This window comes from Phycisphaeraceae bacterium, from assembly GCA_019636555.1.
Classification (GTDB): Bacteria; Planctomycetota; Phycisphaerae; order Phycisphaerales; family UBA1924; genus JAFEBO01.
Genome location: JAHBXH010000001.1, coordinates 1,053,107 through 1,070,373, shown reverse-complemented (window position 1 = coordinate 1,070,373; position 17,267 = coordinate 1,053,107). Strand labels below are relative to the sequence as shown.

Here is a 17,267-nt window from a genome sequence, read left to right as displayed (position 1 = left end):
CGTGGTCAGCGTCCCACGACCGCCAGCACATTTCGATGCAGGGTGCTCACAACCTGATCGAAGGACATGTCGGATGTGTCGATGCAGATGGCATCCTTCGGGCAGATGAGCGGACCGTCGGCCCGCGTGGAATCCCGTTTGTCCCGATCGAGAATCTCGGATGTAATCGCACCCAGGTCCGCCGCCTGACCCGACGCGATCAATTGCTCGGCGCGCCGGCGTGCGCGCACGTCCGGCGAGGCGTCGAGATAGAACTTCACGGCGGCATCCGGGAACACGATGGAGCCCTGATCGCGCCCTTCGGTGACGAGACGCGGATGCTGCTGGGCGATGATGCGCTGCTTGCGCACCATGTGCTCGCGCAACTCCCGAATGGTTGCGATAGGCGAGACGATTTCGGCGACTTCGGCGGACCGGATGCGATGGTCGATGGGCTTGCCGAACGCGAGGATGGTCGGCGGATCCTTCGTCCAGTCAAAGTGCAGGTCGGCCTTGGTCGTTTCCCGGACGACGCCCTGGAAATCAGACGCGGGGATGCCGAAGTCGATCGCGATGGCCGCGGCGGCACGGTACATCGCACCGGTGTCGAGGAAGTCCAGTCCGAGCGCCTTTGCCAGCGATCGCGCGACCGACGACTTGCCGGTTCCGGCAGGGCCGTCGATGGTGATCACAATCCGTTGTTCGCGCGGAAGTCTTGGCATGGGACCGGCGTCGGAAGGAACGCGGTCTAGCGTAGCGACCGCGCCATCGCGATCGCACACAATGCGCTCCATGTCGGAGATCACTTCGATCTCGGAGCGAGAGACTTCGACAACTTCCATGAGTTCGAAGGGAAGGTCCTGCCGGTTCGGCGACGATTGAGGGTCCGAAGTCGGTGTGGGCGACATGACGGTCCTCCTTGCGCGTTCTCGTGCGCTGACCAACCGTCCGCGCCCGACTCACGTCGGGCGTTACGCGGACATCGCCGCGTGATCCAGTGCGGCGCGGAGCACCCTCTGACTCTTCCGGATTCCCAGTGTAACGTCTCCGCCCCCCCGGTAGTCAACCGCGATTGTCGAATCGAATCCGACCGAGGCGACCGCGTGCACCATTTTGAAGAGGTCGTACGACTTATGAAGCGGCAGCGGTTCCTGAGGGGGCGGGGGCTCCTCCCCTTCGCCCTTGAAGATGTCTGCTATCAAATCTTCGAGCGAGGCGTCGTCGAGTTCCTCGATTTCCCCGTCATCATCGTCCTCCGCCGCGTCGGAAAGGATTTCCGGCTTGGCGCCCTTCGGGTCGGCCTTGGACTTCGTTGATTTTGCCGTTTCCGCGGCCTTCTGCGATTCCTTGCCCTTTTTCTTTGCCTTTGCGCCCTCCGCCTGCTCAACGGACGGTTCCGGAGATCGCGCGGATTGCTTCACGCTCTTCCCGTTTCCTCCCGGCAATTCCTCATCGTCGTCTTCCTTGGCCAGTCGGGGCGCCTTCCTCGCGGGCGGTTTGGGGTGCGCCGCACCGGGAAGCGGGTCTGCAAAGTCGGTCGTCGAAGCGAGCACGACGCTCGCATACGGCGTGATCCGGCGCAGAAAAGTCACGGCTCCCTCCACCGATCCCGTTGACTCCACCGCAAACTGAAAGTCCGGGAGCGTTCCGATCCTGAAGCCCCCCACTTTCTTGATCATGTCGGTGACGCGTTCGGCGCGGGCCGTGAGCCCTTTCATCGGGCTCACAAGCAGATTCAGCTCGAGCCGCTCCGCCCGATCCACGATTTTTCGAAGCCGAGGCCAGACCGCTTGCAAAGCGGAATCCGAGTCGTCTGCGCTGATGCGGAGTGCCGCGGCGGTACACGAGAGAATCTGAGCCGCCTCGATCACACGCAGCATGCGATTGATGGCGGCCTCGGTTGTTTGTGGATCGTTCGTGGCCAGTTTTTGCGGTTCGGTCTCTATCAGCAGCAGGCATGGGCATCCTGCACGATCCGCCCGCTCCCGAAGCTGCTCAAGCTTTCTCCTGTCCGCCCCGGCCAGGAGGTCGGTAGAAAGATTGAGTCCGCCTAGGCCGAGCACCTCGCGGGTGTACTGCGGCAGATCCGACAATTGCAGCGTTGGCTGGTTCCCGGAGGAGGGAAGCAGCTGCGACCGCAAGCACGATGCATTGAGAGTGAGAAGCATGTGTCGTCAGAGACGACTGTAGCGTTATCGCCCGCAATGCAGATTCGAGGGGATTCGGATGCTCTCCGGGGCGGCGCCGGCCCCGATTCCCGGCAAAGACGGTCGCCACCGCTAAGCGACGACCGTCCGGAGGGGAAAAAGGTAACGACTTCAAAATACCGCCGAAGATGAAATTCGTCAAATGAACCTTTTGGTCGGTGGTCGGAGGAACCCGACTTTTCGGGTTTTCAAGTCAACGATTCGATGGGCGGCTAGCATCGGGACACTCGTGATTTGCCGATTCGAACGGCCGATTCGAGGCGAAAACAGCCCCAGTCTTTATGGGACCTCCGGACTCTTGCTGAATTTCTAACGACGAGGTAAATCGATGGCATCCCCGACCGACCGGAAGTATTCGGAATCGCACGAGTGGCACAAAGTGGATGGGGACACGCTGACCCTGGGGATCAGCCGTTTCGCGGTCGATGCCCTGACCGACATCACCTATGTCCAGATGAAAAAAGTCGGCACGAAGTTCAAGGCCGGCGACGTAGTCGGAGAGGTCGAAAGCGTCAAAACGACCAGCGACATCTACAGCTTCGTGGCGGGCGAAGTGACCGAAGTGAACATTGCACTCGGCGACAACCCGGGCCTCATCAACGAGGATCCGTACGGAAAGGGTTGGCTTCTCAAAGCCAAGATCAGCGATCCCGCCGGCCTTGCCAAGCTCATGGATAGCGCGGCGTACGACAAGGCGCACCCGGCTTCCTGAGTCCGAAACGAATCAGAACAGCGAGCACCGAAGGCGCGGCTTCTCCCGGTTCTCTCCACCGCTTCGTACTTCGTTCCCACTTTCACACCCCATGATTTCCTGCACCAACGTCCGCAAGTCGTACCAGATCGGTAACGGGCGGGTCGAGGCGCTGCGTGGCGTGGATATGCGGATCAACGAGCCCGGGTTCTACGCGATCATGGGTCGCTCGGGCAGCGGCAAGTCCACGCTGCTTCATTTGCTCGCAGCGCTCGATAAGCCGGATGAAGGCGAGATTCTGATCAGTGGGCAGCGCATCGACTCACTCTCGGAACAGGAAGCGACACTTTTCCGGCGCACGAAAATCGGCATTGTCTTTCAGCAGTTCAATCTGATCCCGACGATGACCGCCGTCGAGAACGCGGAGTTGCCGGCGATCCTGGCCGGCGCAACCCCCGAGTCGGCGCGCGCGCGGGCCGCGCAACTTCTGACGAGGCTCGGGCTTTCCGATCGCCTCGATCACCGACCCGATGCGCTCTCCGGCGGAGAGCAGCAGCGCGTCGCGATCGCCCGTGCTCTGCATTTTTCTCCGGGTCTGCTTCTTGCCGACGAACCGACAGGAAATCTGGATTCGGTCAGCAGCGAAAGCCTGTGGAATCTGCTTTCAGAGATCGCCCGCGAGCAGAGCATCAGCATCGTGATGGTGACGCACGAGCCCGCCGCGGCGGCGCATTGCCGCGAGATCTTTGTTGTCGCCGACGGCAGAGTGACCGACCGCATCTCAACGGAGGGACTGGATGAGAGCGCCGTGGCGGCTCGCTATCAGCAGTCTGTGGCAACGGCGTAGCCGCAGCATCCTGCTGCTGCTGGTCGTGGCGCTCTCGGCGGCGCTGGTATGTGCCGTGGCGACCGCGATGGCGAGCGTGACCGAATCGCTGCGCTCCCGGATGATTGGAGTTGTCGGGGGCAGCGATCTCCAGATCAGTGGCGCCGGAAGCGCAAAGCGCCTCGATTCGGTACTTCTCGATTCTGTCCGGGGCTGGATCGAAGTTGACGAGGCGAGTGGACGGCTTCGCGCGGCCGCAGCACTGCGCATCGTGCGACCGACGTGGCTCGAAGCGGACAAGGGCGGTGTGCAATCCTGGCCCAGGTCGATGCGCTCCAACGCCGTAAACACGTACATCGAGAGTTTTCGCCCGGGTTTCGATGACAAATATCGGCCGGTGGAGCTTGCGGAAGGGCGCATGCCCCAACGCGACGACGAGATCGCGATTGACCACACCGTCCTCGATCGGCTGCGAGGGATCGAGCCACGAACGGATCGGCGCAGCGGTACGCTTTCGGCCCTGATATCCGGAACGCCGGCGACCGTGCCCGAGGGTTCGATTCCAGAGGGAGCGCTCGGACCCTTCTCTGCATCGAGTGCCGAAGAGGCAGAGAAACTGAAAGAGAAACACCAGGCGCGAATCGGAGACACAATCGATCTGGTCCGTGCCGGAAAGCCGGATCTCAAGTTGCGGATCGTCGGGCTCGCGCCCCACGGGATGCTGGGCGGCCGGCCCCGCGCGTGGATGACACCCGGGGCGCTCGCCGAAGCGACGGACCAGCAAGGGCAATTCAGCGAGATCGAGATTGCGCTCAAGCCCGGGTTTGATCCGCAGACGGTCACGGAACAGCGGCGTGCACAACTGCCACCGGATGTCATTCTCCAGCCGACGGCGAAGGTGACGACAAACCTGGAGAAGAACCTGGAGGCGAACAACATCGGACTGGTGATTGCATCGACGCTCGCCTTTCTGTCCGCGGCATTCATCATCTTGACCGGAATGACAACCGGCGTGATCGAGCGCCAGCGCGAACTCGCCATTCTCCGTTGCATCGGGGCATCTCGAGGCCAGATCGCGGGCAGCCAGATTCTCTCTGGCCTGCTTCTAGGAATGACGGGTTCGCTTCTCGGAGTTCCGATCGGGGTTGGGCTGGCGAGCGCCGTGATCTGGTGGTTCAAGGCCGATCTCAAAATCGAACTGGCGTTTCCGTATCTGGGGATTGCGGTTGGCCTGGCGGGGTCGGTTATTGCGGGGCTGGCAGGCGCGGCATTCCCCGCGTGGCGTGCCGCGCGGATGGAACCGTTGAAAGCGCTCTCGGCCCGAGCGGAAGTGCCGCGGAATTCTTCGATTCTCTGGACCCTGATAGCCGGACTGTTGCTCATCGGAATTCACTTTGCGGTTGTGACCTTCATCACGAACCCCGACGCGCTCTTCTTCTGCTACGTGCTGCTCGGTTTGCCGTGCATGTTCGTTGGCTACTTCCTGCTTGGGGTGCCCGCCGTCGCAAGCGTCATGCGGCTTTTTGGTCCACTGATCAGCACTGCGCTGGGTGTCCCCCGCATTCTGCTTGAACGCAGTGTCCGGCGCACGCCCTACCGACACGGCCTGACCGCAGGAGCGCTGATGGCCGGGCTGGCGATGATGGTTGCGCTGTGGACACAAGGCGGCGCCTTCGCGAGAGACTGGCTCGGGCGGATCCAATTTCCGGATGCGTTCGTCACCGGCATTGCGCTTTCGGACGCGAGCGTGGAGAAATTGCGCTCCATGCCCGAAGTCACGGGCGCGAGCCCGCTCTCGCTGGTGCGCGCCAACATCGCTTCCGAAGGAATGTCGGGGCTTGGCGTCGGTGCGGTCCAGCCATTGAAGACCGCGTTCATTGGCTTTGATCCGGATTCGTTCTTCCGCCTGATGAACGTGACATGGGTGCAGGGTGACCAGGAAACTGCGATCAAAAAGCTCAATGAAGGCGACTCCATCATTGTCGCGCGAGAGTTTCTCACGTCGAGGGGGCTTGGAGTCGGGAAGAAAGTCCGAGTCTCCTACCTGAATCACTCCCACGAATTCGAGATCGTGGGCGTCGTCACGAGCCCGGGACTCGATATCGTCAGCAATTTTTTCGATCTGGGCGACATGTATGTGGATCAAGCGGTGAGCGCGGTCTTCGGCTCGCGCAGAGCTCTCCGCGACTACCTGCTCGGAGGCAATGAACCCCCGACTCAGATCATCTCGATGTCGCTGGCCAAAGGCACGGACGATGCAGAGGTGACGGCAAAGATCCGGCGCGAGTTGTACGACTACGGGGTGCTCGATGTCGGAACGGGCAGGTTCTTCAAGCAACTCATCGAGGGCGCGATAGGCCGCAGCCTCTACATCGTTTCGGCGATCGCCATCATGTCGATGCTTGTCGCCTCGCTCGGCGTCGCCAACCTGATCGTCGCGGCGATCGAAAGCCGGCGATTCGAGTTTGGTGTGCTCAGGGCCGTGGGCGCGACGCGCGGCATGATCTGCCGCCTTGTTCTGGCCGAAGCCGTCGTCGTCGCGCTTGCGGCGTGCGTCATCGGCGTCTGCATGGGAATCCAGGGCTCGTACGGGGGCGTCCGCCTCAATGCCGCCATCATGGGAATCGAGATCTTTCTCCGGCCCCAGCCGCTGCCGATCCTCGTCGGGTGTGCGATCCTGATCGCGCTGACGCTGCTCGCGGCAACGCCCGCCGTGCTGGCGCTCGGGCGCAATCAGCCCCGCGAGTTGCTCGCGGCCATGAAGGGATGATCTACGCCGCCGTCAGGATCTGGTCGTACCGGCGCCTGAGGCTCTCGTCGCGCAGCACCATATAGCTTTTGCTGATCCGCGCAAAACGTCTCGAAGAATCTTCGTCGGGAGAATGGTCGGGGTGGAATTGACGCGCCAGACGCCGGTAAGCCGCACGGATCTGCTCGAGCGTCGCCTCGCGCGGCACGCCGAGGACTGCGTAGAGATCTTCCACTTCCATGCTGGTCGGCAGCATCTCGCGCCCGGATGCACAGCGATCGAGCAGACGCTCGAGGTCGGTACGCGTGCGCGAATCGGCATCGAAGAAATGCAGACCGATATTCCACAGATCCTTGTCGATCTTGCGTGTCCACGCGACACGTGAGAGCACGAAGACACGCGCGCCGTCGCAAGCGATCGCGATCTCGAAGACGTGGCCGGCTCGCACGCTCGGTTCGGAACGCGTCACGACACGCGCCCCGTCGATCGAAAGATCGACCACGCTTCCGAGAACCGAATCGGTCAGTCGCGTGTCGTATCGCTTCCCTGAGCGCGACACCCGCGGGCGCTCCGGGGCCGGCGCTTCGACCTTCGCACGCTTGAGCTTGTTCTTGATCCACCGCATGCTCGCAACATCGTCCGCCGGAAGAGGTGAGCAAACCCCCTGTTTCAATGGAATCGCCGACAAAGCGTTATGACCGGATCGTGCGGGAATTGACGCGGAGTTCTCGGGCTTTGGAGACCGAGCTTCGCACCGGGATACGCTCGGTCGTGCCGCTCAAGACCTTCCAGGTTGTCGCACCCTTCAAACCAACCGGCGATCAGCCGGCGGCAATTCGTCAGTTGACCGAGGGGCTCCGGAATGGCCGCCCCGCTGTGTGTCTTCTCGGTGCAACCGGAACCGGCAAGACGTTCACGATGGCGAACGTCATCGCCAATCTCGGCAAGCCGACGCTCATCATCAGCCACAACAAGACTCTTGCAGCGCAGCTCTACGAGGAGCTTCGCGGGTTCCTCCCCCACAACAGCGTCAACTACTTCGTCAGTTACTACGACTACTACCAGCCCGAGGCGTACATCCCGCAGCGCGACATCTACATCGAAAAAGACTCGTCGCGCAATGACGATCTCGATCAGCTGCGTCTGGCTGCCACGAGCAGCATCCTCAGCCGGCGAGACACCGTGGTCGTGGCATCGGTTTCGTGCATCTTCGGGCTGGGCAGCCCGGAGGCCTATGGCGAAAAAGTCTTAACGATCACGAAGGGGTCCCGCGTCGATCGACGCGAGTTCCTGCTCGGGCTGACGGCGATGCAATATGGACGGAGCGAGATCGAGTTCAAGCGCGCCCAGTTCCGCGTGCGGGGAGATGCGATCGAGATCTGGCCCGCGTACGAGAAATACGCCGTGCGCGTCGAGCTTTTCGGCGACGAAATCGATCGCGTCGATCTCGTCAACCCGACCTCGGGCGAGGTGCTCGCCGAGGAGCGACAGTTCTTCCTCTTCCCGGCGGTTCACTACGTGATGCCCGAGGAGCAGATGCAGGGCGCGCTCGCGGCGATCCGCGCCGAACTCGATGCGCGTGTGCTCGAACTCCGCTCGCAGGGCAAGTTGCTCGAAGCGCAGCGTCTCATCAGCCGCACCAAGTACGACCTCGAGATGCTCGAAGAAACCGGCATCTGCCAGGGAATCGAGAACTACTCGCGGTTCATGGACGGACGCCAGCGGGGCGAGCGCCCGTACACGCTGATGGATTACTTCGACTTCGCGCCTCCCGCGGGAAAGGAGGCGGCGTTCCGGGGCCCGCGCGGAGTCCGCGAAGCGCGCGAAGGGACTCCCGAGCGCATGGAAGTTTCGCGCCGACCAAACTTTCGCGATTGGCTCTTGATCATCGACGAATCGCACGTGACTCTGCCTCAGATCCGAGCGATGTACAACGGAGATCAGGCGCGAAAGACCGTGCTTGTCGAGCACGGGTTCCGGCTTCCGAGCGCGCTCGACAACCGGCCGCTCCGATTCGAGGAATTCGAATCGATCGTGCCGCAGATTGCTTTCGTCAGCGCGACACCGGGACCCTACGAACTCGAGCGCACCTCGGGTGAAGTTGCCGAACAGGTCATCCGACCGACCGGGCTGCTCGACCCCATCATCGACGTGAAGCCGGCGCAAGGACAGGTGCCCGATCTGATCGCGCGCTGCGAAGAGCGCGTCGCCAAGGGAGAACGCGTGCTGGTGACGGCGCTCACCAAGCGTCTGTGCGAAGACCTGACAAGCTATCTCGATCAAAAAGGTCTGCGTGTCCGCTACCTGCATAGCGAAGTGGAAACGCTCGAACGCGTCGCGATCCTCACGGATTTGCGCCTCGGCGAATTCGATGTTCTGGTCGGCGTCAATCTGCTGCGCGAAGGGCTCGATCTGCCGGAAGTCTCGCTTGTCTGTATTCTCGACGCGGACAAAGAAGGGTTCCTGCGCTCGCCGACAAGCCTGATCCAGCAGATGGGACGCGCGGCACGAAACGTCAACGCACTCGTCATCATGTACGCCGACAAGATGACACCCGCGATGCAGGCCGCGATCACAGAAACCGAGCGCCGGCGCGCCAAGCAGGTTGCGTACAACAAACAGCACGGGATCACGCCCGAAACAATCAAGAAGGAAATCCGGCGCGGGCTCGAGATCTCGCTCAAGGGCCGCAAGCAGGCGCGCGATGCCGTCCGCGAACGCGAACCCGACTACGAGATTTCCGAGTTGCTCGTGACGATCCGCGCGGAAATGGTGGAAGCCGCGCAGAAGCTCGATTTCGAAGCCGCGGCGATCCTGCGCGATCAACTCAAGTCGCTCGAGCAGCGGCTGGAGCGAGCGAACAAGTCCGGAGGCTCCACGCGCGTGCGCCGGTCGGAATTGAGCGAGCAGGCGGAGGCGAAGGCACGCAAGCGCCCCGGCATGCCCGGTGTCAAGATCACGCGGGCGATGCGGAAAAAAGGCGGGGCCGGTGATTGACCTAGACCGACCCGGGAATCGCGTCGCCTTATGATTTAGTGTGGAACCACTGCCCGCACAATCGGATTCACGCAAGCCCCCGCGCGATCGGAACGGTTTTCTCTATCGCCTCAGCATCTATTGCATCGGCGTGGCAATCGGCTTCTTGATTCTGGGAATGTTCCGTACCAAGAGCGCGGCGGAAGCACAGCGGCGTGCCGCGGCACAAGCGGCGTTGGAAGCCGAGTACGGCAGTCCCAACGAAGTGGCCACGGACAAGCAAGTCGCGAAGCCCGCTCAGGACGCTGCGGGGCCGGAAACGCCCCGGTAAGAATTCAGAATTTTGACTCCAAACAGGCGATCTGAACGAATCCCGAACGGGAGTCGCTTACAGTCTATTCGTGCCCGAGGAGAGAAGGAAAGTGCCCGCCCCACCCCCACCCCCGCCCCCGCCCCCACCCTCAACCAGTGCGACCGAGCCGGACCGCGCGCACCCCAAGTCGCGGCGAGAGCTCTCGCGCGTCGTCGAAGTCAAAGCCGCCAGCGACAACGGACTGAAGCGATCGAGCGCGTACGAGAACCGCGTCATCCACGTGCGCGGGGCACGCGAGCACAATCTCAAAAACATCGATGTCACGATTCCGCGCGACAAGCTTGTCGTGATCACGGGCCTCTCGGGCAGCGGCAAGAGCAGCCTCGCGTTCGACACCATCTTCGCCGAGGGACAGCGCAAGTACATGGAGTCGCTCTCCGCGTACGCGCGCCAGTTCCTCGAGCAGCTCAAGAAGCCGGACGTTGACGAGGTCGAAGGCGTCCCCCCCACCATCGCCATCGAGCAGCGGAGCGCGAGCAGCAACCCGCGATCGACGGTCGCCACAACGACCGAGATTTACGATTACCTCCGCCTCCTCTTCGCCCGGTGCGGCACGCCCCACTCCTGGGCCCCCACCAAAGCGCGCAAGGACGGAGCCGTGCTCGAGCGCTCGGGGCGCGTGATCAGTGCGATGGGAAGCAGCCAGATCGTGGACGCCATCATGGCGCGCACGGGCGAACTTTCCACCAAGGAAAAGCCGGCCCGATTCATGATCCTCGCGCCCATCGTGCGCGGCAAGAAGGGATTCCATCGCGAGGTGCTCGAAGACCTGGTGAAGCAGGGGTGGGCGCGGGCACGCATCAACGGGAAGCTGCTCGAACTCCGCGATGTGCTCAAGGACCCGGGCGAGAACCCGCTGAAGCTCGGGCGCTTCGAGAAGCACAGCATCGACGCGGTGATCGACCGCATCTCGTTCGGCGCCGAAGCACGTCAGCGCGTCGCGGAATCGGTCGAGGCGGCGCTCCGCGTCGCCGAGGGTACGGCCGTTGTCTCGATCGAGGATGCATCCGGCAATTGGAAAGACGCGACGTATTCGACGCGCTTTTCCGATCCCGATCACCCCCAAGTTGCGCTCGAAGAACTCGAGCCGCGCCTGTTCTCGTTCAACTCGCCGCAGGGTGCGTGCAAAGTCTGCTCGGGCCTGGGCACGCTGCTTGAGCTCGACGAAACGCTTGTGATGCCGAACGAATCGAAATCGCTTGCCGAGGGCGCGATCGAGGCGTACGCAAAGAACATGGCCGTGCGTGCCTGGTTCCAGCGCGGGCTGAAGAAGTTCTGCAAGGCGTTCGGAGTCGATTACAACGCGCCGATCTCGACCTATTCCAAGGATCAGCGCCAGATGCTGTTCTACGGATACGCGGGCGACCCGGCGAGCGGCAAAGTCTCGAAACTCAAGATCGGCAGCCGCGGCCACTGGCAGGGTGTCATCCCCGAGCTCACCGAATGGTGGGGAAAAACCAAGAACCCGACAGTCAAAGAGTGGCTCGGACAGTTCATCTCGACCAAAGAGTGCGAAGAGTGTCGCGGCGATCGGCTGCGTCTCGAAGCGCTGCACGTGCTGCTCACGAGCGCGCACAAAGCGGACACGGCAAAGGCTTTTTCCAAGACCGTGATCGGACGTCCGAAGAACGACGGGACGATGCTCAACATCGCGGAATTCTCGCGGCTCAACATCCTCGATGCGCTCGAATACATCGGTCAGATCAAACTCACCCGCGAGCAGCAGGAAATCGCCGAGCCGATCCTGAAAGAGATCAACAACCGCCTGCGCTTCCTGACCGGCGTCGGCCTCGAGTATCTCTCGCTTGATCGAAAAACCGCCACGCTTTCCGGCGGCGAGGCGCAGCGCATCCGGCTCGCGACCCAGGTCGGCAGCGGCCTCGTCGGCGCCTGCTACGTTCTCGACGAACCGACGATCGGTCTTCATCAGCGCGACAACGACCGGCTCATCAAGACGCTGCGCCACCTTGCGGACATCGGAAATACTGTGCTCGTCGTCGAACACGATGAAGACATGATCCGTGCCGCGGACCACGTGCTGGATGTCGGACCCGGGCCTGGCGTTCACGGGGGCAGAATCGTCGCTCAGGGAACCGTCAAGGAGATCTGTGCCGCGCCGCAGTCGCTCACGGGCGACTATCTCTCCGGGCGCAAGCACATCCCCGTCCCCAAAGCGCGGCGAAAACTCGACACCAAGAACACAATTTCCGTCAAAGGCGCCACGCACAACAACCTCAAGAAGATCGATGTCTCCGTGCCGACCGGCGGGCTGGTTTGCGTCACGGGCGTCAGCGGCAGCGGCAAGTCCACGCTCGTCAACGACATTCTTCTGGTTTCCGCAAACAACCAGTTACTCGGCCGGCGGGACAAGCCAGGCGCGCACGCATCGTTCAAATGGCCGAAGACCCTCGACCGAGTGATCGAGGTCGATCAATCGCCAATCGGCCGCACGCCGCGCTCGAACCCCGCGACGTACGTCGGCATCTTCGACGACATCCGCAAGGTTTTCGTCGCGACCAAGGAAGCCAAGATCCGCGGCTACAAACCCGGCCGCTTCTCGTTCAACGTGCGCGGCGACAACGGCGGCGGACGCTGCGAAGCGTGCGAAGGCCAGGGGCTCAAAAAGATCGAGATGCACTTCCTCCCGGACGTGTTCGTCGAGTGCGAGGTCTGCCGCGGCAAGCGCTACAACCGCGAGACGCTCGAGATCCTGTACCGGGGCAAGTCGATCGCGGACGTACTCGACATGACGATCGAGCAGTCGCTTTCGTTCTTCGAGAATCACCCCAAGATTCTCCGCTTCCTCAAGTGCCTGCACGACGTCGGCCTCGATTACATCACGCTCGGCCAGCCCAGCACCCAGTTGTCCGGAGGCGAAGCCCAGCGCATCAAGCTGGCGACCGAACTCGGAAAAACGTTTGGCGCGCTCGAACAGGCCGAGATCATCGCGGCCGGAAGCCCGTCCCCCGATGGAAAGGGTTTGGGGAAGGCTGACTCGGACGCCGTTTCCGCCGACTCCGAATCCGACTCCGACGCCCTCGAAGAACTGGCCAACGCCAAAAAAGGAAGAGGCAAAAAATCAAAGTGGGCGGAGCGTTTCGAGGCGATGCGTTCCCGTGCCGCGAACCCCTACGGCAAAACTCTCTACGTCCTCGACGAGCCCACCACCGGCCTGCACTTCGAAGACATCCGCAAGCTTGTACATGTCTTCGATCGGCTTGCCGCGGCGGGCCACACGCTGGTCGTCATCGAGCACAATCTCGACGTAATCAAGTGCGCCGATTGGCTCATCGATCTCGGCCCCGAGGGCGGCGCCAAAGGCGGATCGATCGTGGCTCAGGGGACGCCCGAACAGGTTGCGAGCGTGCGCGAGAGTTACACGGGTCAGTACCTCAAAGGCATGCTCAAATAGCGCCGCAAGTTGGCGAGAATCTCGTTTCATCTCGTCATCCGAATCGCTTTGAGGTCGTTCTTCTGAAGGCCACTACTTCAAGGAGAACCCATGCGATATTTCACCACAGCATCACTACTCACCGCCGCGGCACTCACCCTCACCGGTTGTCTTGAACGCGAGGAACGGATCACCGTGAAACCAGATGGCTCGGCAAGCATCACCGTCCACATCACGGGCGACAAAGCCGATTTCGAAAAGGGGGACGCGATGCCGTCCGCCGCAGGAGGGTGGAAGCTCACCGAGACTCCGGACCCGTCGAAACCCGATCAGATTGATGTCTCCGCGACGCACTCGTTCGCCGCGGGCGAACTCCCCAGTACCTTCGCCACCACACCAGAAGCCCAGTCCATTTCGCTCCGGTTCCCGACCGAGGTCTGGATCGAGGACCGACCCGACGGGCGCTACTACCAGTTCCGGCGCGTCTACCAGAAGCGTGTCGATGCACCGTACACATTGGCGCGCCGTGAAATGCAGCGCGACCCCAAAACCGCCAAGCTGCTCGACACGCCCCCGGAACAGCTGACCGATGCGCAGCGCACAAAGCTGATCGACGAGTTCAAAGCGTCCGAAATCGAGAAGCAACACCAGTTCATTCTCGCCGGGATGGCCGCGATCCCGGATCAGCCGCAGGACACGGGACTCCGCATCCTTGCCGCGGCAAGCGCGGGCGCGAATTCGCTCGATACCAAAGCAGCGCTCAATTTGCTCGCCGAGCCCCCCAGCAAGGCGCGCGATGCGACGATCGAAAAAACCGCGAACGACTTCTTTGCAAACGTCAAGCAGGCGATCGATGAGGCGATCGAGAACGAACACCTCGCGCCGGACATCAAGAGCGCCTTTCTCAAGGCTATGGCACACGAAAGAGCCGATCGCGAGGTCACCGAAGACCTGAGCGACGAGAGCTTCAAGGTTGAGCTTTTGTTGCCCGGAGAAGTCGTCATCAGCAACGGGAAGACCAACGGCTCTGGTGTATCTTGGTCTTTCGACGGCTACGCGCTGATGGATCGGGATCAGATCCTCATGGCGACCAGCCGCGTCCGCTCAACCGCCGGTTCGAAGTGAGATGTCTACTCCCGCACCCATTCTCAGGATCACCTCTGCCCCGGCAGTTGCCGAAGCGCCGCTGCCGCCGGCTCGGTGCGCCGAGAAGGATCGCCCGCTGGTGCTCGCGTGGGCGCGAGCCCACGGGATTCGCGGAGACCGCTGCGACGATGTGGCACAGGAAGCATTCTTAAGGCTCGTCAATTCTTCGGCTGTCTTTCCATGCCGCGCCGCTCAGGTAGCGTGGCTCCGGCGCGTGACTTCCAATCTCTGCGTCGATTTCCTGAGACTGACTCGGCCGCTCGATCTCTCCTCGGAGCTGGCGGCGCCGAGATCTTCCGCATCGATCAGCCCCGACGAACGACGCGCGCTGACAACCGCGATCCAAGCTCTCACCGAGATGCAGCGTTTGGTCCTGGTCGCCAAAGCGGTGGAAGAACTCACGTTTGCCGCGCTCGCGGACGAACTCGGCATCTCGATCCCGACCGCAAAGACGCACTACCGGCGCGCGATCGAGGCGCTGCGTCTTCGCCTGCACGAATTCGATCTTCAGGAGCAATCACCATGACAACCGACTCACCGATGTCGTGCGCCCAGGTCGATGAACTTCTGCCGGAATACTCCACCGGCGAGCTCGATCCATCCGCATCGCGCGCGATCGAAGAACACACCAGAACGTGCGAAGCGTGCGCGCGAGAGATCGCCGGTTGGACCCGCGCGGGCGGGCTGGTCCGCAGAGCGGCAACGGAAGAAGAGCCGGTTCGAATCGCCTCCCCTATGCGCCGATCTGCGTTTCCGCCCTTTGCCCGCCCGCTGGCGCTCGCCGCAAGTCTGGCGCTCGCGTTCGGACTTGGAATCTTCGCGGGGCGCTCCGGATCGACTCCGGCCCCGCAGTTGGCGGCGGAGACTCGCGAGTCGATCGCAAGCAGGTATCGAGAGGTCGCCGCGGCATCCCCCGGGTCGAGTTCACTGGGGCTCGCGCTTATGAGCATCGCCCGCAGAAACTGAAACGCACAGAGTGCATCGAGATTTGGTGGGCGCTCTGCCGCGGCTAAACCGCCCGCCTGAGCATCGAATCGAGCTTCGGGACGATCCGCCGCGCGAGCGAAAGGTCGAATCGGCCCGGAAGACAATCACCATGCGCCTGTCGCATCGGCCGGCACGCGGCTCCATCGGCCATCGCATTCAGGAGTGTTTCCAGCACCTGTTCTGTCGTGACGCTCGGAGCCTGCGTGCCGCCACACCAGTAATTGTGATCGACCCACGAAAGGGTGACCTCGTGTTCGCTCTCGCCGGCCTCATCGCCCGCGAGCACGACGCGATAACTCCAGCCGCGGGCTGTCTCCCGCTCTTCCATCACACGAAATTTGCGGACAATCCCGCTCACGATCTGCCCAGTATCGGCCGGATCACGCGACAGCACAAGCCCGATTCCGTACGATCATGCCGTGATTTTTCTTTTGGAGACTATTCACCTCGGCCTCACAAACCTGCGGCTGCACCTGCTCCGCTCGTTTTTGACCGCGCTGGGCATCATCCTGGGTGTCGCCGCGGTGATCGCGATGGTCTCGCTCGGCGAAGGCTCCAAACGCCAGGCTCTTCTGCAGATCGAGCAGCTCGGCGCGAAGAACATCATCCTCCGGTCGCAGCGCCCGGCGGAGAGCCAGGCGAACCAGAACCGAAACTCCAATAACTGGATCAGCCGCTACGGCCTGCGCCGCGACGATTTCGAGGTGATTCAGAGCAACTTCCCTGATGCCGAATCGATCGTTCCGCTCAAGGAAGTCGGCAGCAAGATGTCGAGAGGCGCGCTTTCCCGTACCAGCCAGGCCTTTGGCACGACCCCGGATCTCTGTGACATCGCGAATCTGCACGTCGCACGCGGCCGGTATCTGACCGAGGGAGACCTGAGAAACAACGCCATGGTTTGCGTTGTCGGGTCGGAAGTTGCCACCCAGCTTTTCCGCTTCGATGATCCGATCGGCGACACACTCCGCATCGATTCCAAGGCGTTCACCGTGGTCGGGGTGTTGGCTCCGATCGGTCTCGCCGGCGGCGCCGGTTCCGCCCTCGTCGGACGCGATCTCAATCTCGATGTCCATATTCCCATTACAACCGCGCGCTCGGTGATGGGTGACATGGTCTTCCGAGGCGGCGGCGGCTCGTTCCAGAACAGCCAGGTTGAGATCTCCGAAATCTATGTCGCCAGCCCCGATCGAGAGCGGGTCTTGCCTGATTCAAAGCGTCTGAAGCGCATTATCGATTCGCGCCACGCCGATTCTGCTGATGTCTCGATGATCGTGCCGTACGAACTTCTGGAGAACGCGAAGAAGAGCCAGCTGACCTGGAATCTGGTGCTCGGCTTCATCGCCGGAATCTCGCTGCTTGTCGGCGGCATCGGCATCATGAACATCATGCTCGCGACCGTGACCGAGCGCACCCGCGAGATCGGCATCCGCCGCGCGCTCGGCGCAACACGCCGGGCAATCCTGTATCAATTTCTTGTGGAGACGTCGGTGCTCTCCACCGGCGGCGGACTTCTCGGAGTCGCGCTCGGCATCGGAAGCAGCTGGTTCATCCAATGGATCGCGCCGCGCCTGCCCCAAATGCCGGTCGTGGGCCAGTATTTCAGTCAATCGGTCAGCCTGCCGACTTACGTCACCCTCGGCTCGGTGATCCTCGCATTCGGCGTCGCCGTCGCCGTCGGGCTGATCTTTGGGATCTATCCCGCCCGGCGTGCCGCCGCGCAAGACCCGATCGTCGCGCTGCGTCACGATTGATCGAGGCCTTCCTTTCAGCTTTGACGAATGCGAATCAGAATCGTCGGCCCGACGGCGAGCCCGAAAACCGCGCCAAATCCGGCGAATCCGGTCCCGCGCGCGCAACGAAAACCGCATAGCGGAATCCTACTATTCAGCCAGGAAGTAACGATCGTGTCCAAATCAACCAAGAACTCCACTCCCAGCCCGGT

At 62.3% G+C, this 17,267-nt stretch carries 14 protein-coding genes; 10 read left to right on the top strand and 4 right to left on the bottom strand.

Features of this window, described 5'->3' with window-relative positions:
* Positions 1-5 precede the first annotated feature (5 nt).
* Together cmk and KF691_04355 are read right to left on the bottom strand one after the other, a co-directional pair.
* On the bottom strand, positions 6-887 hold the full coding sequence (gene cmk / locus KF691_04360) for a (d)CMP kinase (protein ID MBX3388669.1): 882 nt from the start codon (positions 885-887) through the stop codon (positions 6-8).
* A gap of 63 nt (positions 888-950) precedes the next feature.
* Complete coding sequence (locus KF691_04355) at positions 951-2,147, bottom strand: hypothetical protein (protein ID MBX3388668.1); 1,197 nt, start codon at positions 2,145-2,147, stop codon at positions 951-953.
* Positions 2,148-2,514: 367 nt separating this feature from the next.
* Between KF691_04355 and gcvH the strand changes: the two genes are divergently transcribed.
* The 3 genes from gcvH to KF691_04340 all read left to right on the top strand — a co-directional run bounded on the left by gcvH (position 2,515) and on the right by KF691_04340 (position 6,473).
* Positions 2,515-2,898: a glycine cleavage system protein GcvH gene (gcvH, locus tag KF691_04350; protein MBX3388667.1), complete on the top strand. Its 384-nt coding sequence runs from the start codon at positions 2,515-2,517 to the stop codon at positions 2,896-2,898.
* Positions 2,899-2,989: 91 nt separating this feature from the next.
* Complete coding sequence (locus tag KF691_04345; protein ID MBX3388666.1) at positions 2,990-3,724, top strand: ABC transporter ATP-binding protein; 735 nt, start codon at positions 2,990-2,992, stop codon at positions 3,722-3,724.
* On the top strand, positions 3,675-6,473 hold the full coding sequence (locus tag KF691_04340) for an ABC transporter permease (GenBank protein ID MBX3388665.1): 2,799 nt from the start codon (positions 3,675-3,677) through the stop codon (positions 6,471-6,473). The genes KF691_04345 and KF691_04340 overlap by 50 nt, the downstream gene beginning before the upstream one ends.
* A gap of 1 nt (position 6,474) precedes the next feature.
* Here KF691_04340 and KF691_04335 read toward each other — a convergent pair whose 3' ends face one another.
* Positions 6,475-7,077 carry a DnaJ domain-containing protein gene (locus KF691_04335; GenBank protein ID MBX3388664.1) on the bottom strand — a complete coding sequence of 201 codons (603 nt, stop codon included), beginning with the start codon at positions 7,075-7,077 and terminating at the stop codon, positions 6,475-6,477.
* A gap of 47 nt (positions 7,078-7,124) precedes the next feature.
* On the opposite strand from KF691_04335, the gene KF691_04330 reads away from it, so the two are divergent.
* The 6 genes from KF691_04330 (at position 7,125) to KF691_04305 (ending at position 15,304) form a co-directional block, all read left to right on the top strand.
* On the top strand, positions 7,125-9,449 hold the full coding sequence (locus tag KF691_04330) for an excinuclease ABC subunit UvrB (protein ID MBX3388663.1): 2,325 nt from the start codon (positions 7,125-7,127) through the stop codon (positions 9,447-9,449).
* 40 nt (positions 9,450-9,489) lie between these two features.
* The gene (locus KF691_04325; GenBank protein ID MBX3388662.1) at positions 9,490-9,759 is read left to right on the top strand and encodes a hypothetical protein; all 270 of its coding nucleotides are present in this window, start codon (positions 9,490-9,492) and stop codon (positions 9,757-9,759) included.
* A gap of 91 nt (positions 9,760-9,850) precedes the next feature.
* A complete protein-coding gene (gene uvrA / locus KF691_04320; GenBank protein MBX3388661.1) occupies positions 9,851-13,213 on the top strand; it encodes an excinuclease ABC subunit UvrA in 3,363 nt (1,120 codons plus the stop codon).
* A 90-nt stretch (positions 13,214-13,303) separates the two neighbouring features.
* Positions 13,304-14,317 (top strand): hypothetical protein, encoded by a 1,014-nt coding sequence (locus KF691_04315; GenBank protein ID MBX3388660.1) that lies wholly within the window; start codon positions 13,304-13,306, stop codon positions 14,315-14,317.
* A 1-nt stretch (position 14,318) separates the two neighbouring features.
* Positions 14,319-14,864 carry a sigma-70 family RNA polymerase sigma factor gene (locus KF691_04310; protein MBX3388659.1) on the top strand — a complete coding sequence of 182 codons (546 nt, stop codon included), beginning with the start codon at positions 14,319-14,321 and terminating at the stop codon, positions 14,862-14,864.
* Positions 14,861-15,304 (top strand): zf-HC2 domain-containing protein, encoded by a 444-nt coding sequence (locus KF691_04305; protein ID MBX3388658.1) that lies wholly within the window; start codon positions 14,861-14,863, stop codon positions 15,302-15,304. Before KF691_04310 ends, KF691_04305 begins: the two co-directional genes overlap by 4 nt.
* Positions 15,305-15,347: 43 nt before the next feature.
* Here KF691_04305 and KF691_04300 read toward each other — a convergent pair whose 3' ends face one another.
* Positions 15,348-15,719: a hypothetical protein gene (locus KF691_04300; protein MBX3388657.1), complete on the bottom strand. Its 372-nt coding sequence runs from the start codon at positions 15,717-15,719 to the stop codon at positions 15,348-15,350.
* A gap of 25 nt (positions 15,720-15,744) precedes the next feature.
* On the opposite strand from KF691_04300, the gene KF691_04295 reads away from it, so the two are divergent.
* On the top strand, positions 15,745-17,076 hold the full coding sequence (locus tag KF691_04295; protein ID MBX3388656.1) for an ABC transporter permease: 1,332 nt from the start codon (positions 15,745-15,747) through the stop codon (positions 17,074-17,076).
* Positions 17,077-17,267 lie beyond the last annotated feature (191 nt).

Excerpts from the sequence above, each read along its gene's own strand:
- cmk (MBX3388669.1), bottom strand. The coding sequence starts at position 887 with ATGTCGCCCACACCGACTTCGGACCCTCAATCGTCGCCGAACCGGCAG.
- KF691_04355 (MBX3388668.1), bottom strand. The coding sequence starts at position 2,147 with ATGCTTCTCACTCTCAATGCATCGTGCTTGCGGTCGCAGCTGCTTCCC.
- gcvH (MBX3388667.1), top strand. The coding sequence starts at position 2,515 with ATGGCATCCCCGACCGACCGGAAGTATTCGGAATCGCACGAGTGGCAC.
- KF691_04345 (MBX3388666.1), top strand. The coding sequence starts at position 2,990 with ATGATTTCCTGCACCAACGTCCGCAAGTCGTACCAGATCGGTAACGGG.
- KF691_04340 (MBX3388665.1), top strand. The coding sequence starts at position 3,675 with ATGAGAGCGCCGTGGCGGCTCGCTATCAGCAGTCTGTGGCAACGGCGT.
- KF691_04335 (MBX3388664.1), bottom strand. The coding sequence starts at position 7,077 with ATGCGGTGGATCAAGAACAAGCTCAAGCGTGCGAAGGTCGAAGCGCCG.
- KF691_04330 (MBX3388663.1), top strand. The coding sequence starts at position 7,125 with ATGGAATCGCCGACAAAGCGTTATGACCGGATCGTGCGGGAATTGACG.
- KF691_04315 (MBX3388660.1), top strand. The coding sequence starts at position 13,304 with ATGCGATATTTCACCACAGCATCACTACTCACCGCCGCGGCACTCACC.
- KF691_04310 (MBX3388659.1), top strand. The coding sequence starts at position 14,319 with ATGTCTACTCCCGCACCCATTCTCAGGATCACCTCTGCCCCGGCAGTT.
- KF691_04305 (MBX3388658.1), top strand. The coding sequence starts at position 14,861 with ATGACAACCGACTCACCGATGTCGTGCGCCCAGGTCGATGAACTTCTG.